The organism is Chamaesiphon sp. OTE_20_metabat_361 (assembly GCF_031364565.1).
In genome coordinates this window covers 1-1843 of sequence record NZ_JANLWO010000456.1, presented here as the reverse complement: position 1 = coordinate 1843, position 1843 = coordinate 1, and the positions used below count along the sequence as shown (strand labels likewise).

The following is a 1843-nucleotide window of genomic DNA, read 5'->3' as shown; positions in this document are numbered from 1 at the left end:
TGACGGCAACCGCCCGTTTAATTGTTTCTATATCTAACATAAGAAGTAAGACCGCTCAACCTCAAAACTAATTGTAACAAAAACTTAATGAAAGCATTTGTAGCAGGCGCGACCGGAGAAACTGGACGACGCATCGTTCAGGAATTAGTCAAACGGGAGATTTCCGTGCGGGCAATGGTGCGAGATCTCGATAAGGCACGAACTATTCTACCAGCGGAGGTCGAATTAGTTGTCGGCGATGTCCTCAATCTAGAGAGTATTAATACCGCACTGGGTGATAGTACCGTAATTCTCTGTGCCACTGGGGCAAAACCTAGTTTAGACCCAACTGGCCCGTATCAAGTCGATTTTGAAGGCACCAAAAATTTGGTCAATGCCGCGAAATCGCATAATATCGAGCAGTTTGTGTTTGTCTCATCACTGTGCGTCTCGAAATTTTTCCATCCACTCAATCTTTTTTGGTTGATCTTGTGGTGGAAACAGCAAGCCGAACAGTACCTCAAAACTAGTGGACTCAACTATACGATCGTCCGTCCGGGCGGACTCAAAAATGAAGATAACCCTAACCCCGTGGTGATGTCGGGAGCGGATACCCTCTTTGATGGTAGTATACCTAGACAAAAGGTGGCTCAGGTGTGCGTTGAGTCACTCACCAACCCTCAAGCCCGCAACAAGGTCTTAGAAATCGTCAGTTCCCCCACCGCAGAGTCTAAAAGTTGGGAAGATCTCTTTGCGGCGGTGTAGTAACTAACGATCGTGGTAGGTGTGCAGGCAAAGAGACTCAAGCGGAAATCGCCGATCGCCGATTTCCTATCCACAGTTGGCAAGCGACCCGCAAACACTTCGGTGATGTGGGGAATTGCCAACTACGAATCTCACCTTGCCTCAGCCGCTTAATCTTTAGTTATTGATGCTCAATGGACACATTTAAACCTAGACACTATCGAACGATCGGCATGACGATCGGCTGTATTGCGGCGCTGTGGTCTGTATTGCTCTTGAGACAAACGGGAGATCGGCAGATCGCCAATCCCACTTTTGAGACTAGTCAACCGCCGCCGTTGGTGATGAAAGGTGGCGATCCTTACATTCGGGCGTTGATGCGGACAATCTCTGCTAGTGAGGCTAGCGATCGCCAACCATATTCGGTTATTTATGGTGGCACTCATGCCAAGAGTCTCGATCGTCATCCCGAGCGGTGCATTCGGATTACCAGCGGGCCAAATATGAATAATTGCTCTACCGCCGCTGGTCGCTATCAGATGATTGATATCACCTGGGCAAAGATGGCTCGGAAGTATCATCCCAAGCAATCTTGTACGCTATTTGTCTTTCAGTGTGCTTATAGCTTTGAGTCTGAGTACCAAGATGCTGTCGTTCATGCTTGGCTGAGCGATGAAAAAGCCTGGAGAATGAATATCCCTGCGCTCTTAAAAGCAGGTCAATTGGAGAAAGTCAGACAACGATTATCGAGTACCTGGACGAGCTTGGGTTACGGCATCGAGACAAATACCGTCACCCCCAAATTATCAGGTATTTATCAACAGTTGCTCAAACAAGAATTAGCCCAAAAAGATTAGGTTTCGATTCTCAATCTTGCAGTTGGCTGAGCGAAGTCGAAGCCAACGGCGCTAGTAGCTCGGAGCAAGCAGAGTGAATCAATCAATCATCATTCGCCATCATTAACTCGACAAAATTGGTATAAACTTCACCCTTAATAAAATCCGGATGTTCGAGAATGCGTTGATGAAAATTAATCGTCGTAGGCACACCCGTAATAGCATATTCTCGCAATGCCCGTCGCATCCGCCGAATCGCCGTATCGCGATCGACTCCCCAGACG

The 1843-nt window shown here is 47.6% G+C and carries 3 protein-coding genes and 1 pseudogene; 3 read left to right on the top strand and 1 reads right to left on the bottom strand.

Translation table 11 applies throughout. The features are described from left to right. Window positions 1-87 precede the first annotated feature (87 nt). The 3 genes from RMO35_RS13450 to RMO35_RS13440 are packed head-to-tail and all read left to right on the top strand — an operon-like array spanning window position 88 to window position 1580. Window positions 88-744: an SDR family oxidoreductase gene (locus RMO35_RS13450; RefSeq protein ID WP_309741809.1), complete on the top strand. Its 657-nt coding sequence runs from the start codon at window positions 88-90 to the stop codon at window positions 742-744. A gap of 21 nt (window positions 745-765) precedes the next feature. Beyond that, the gene (locus RMO35_RS13445) at window positions 766-897 is read left to right on the top strand and encodes a hypothetical protein (protein ID WP_309741808.1); all 132 of its coding nucleotides are present in this window, start codon (window positions 766-768) and stop codon (window positions 895-897) included. Between the two features lie 20 nt (window positions 898-917). Next, complete coding sequence (locus tag RMO35_RS13440) at window positions 918-1580, top strand: glycoside hydrolase family protein (protein ID WP_309741807.1); 663 nt, start codon at window positions 918-920, stop codon at window positions 1578-1580. Between the two features lie 82 nt (window positions 1581-1662). On the opposite strand, the pseudogene RMO35_RS13435 reads toward RMO35_RS13440, so the two are convergent. Further along, window positions 1663-1843: pseudogene (locus tag RMO35_RS13435) on the bottom strand (acetyl-CoA carboxylase biotin carboxylase subunit); the annotation flags it as partial.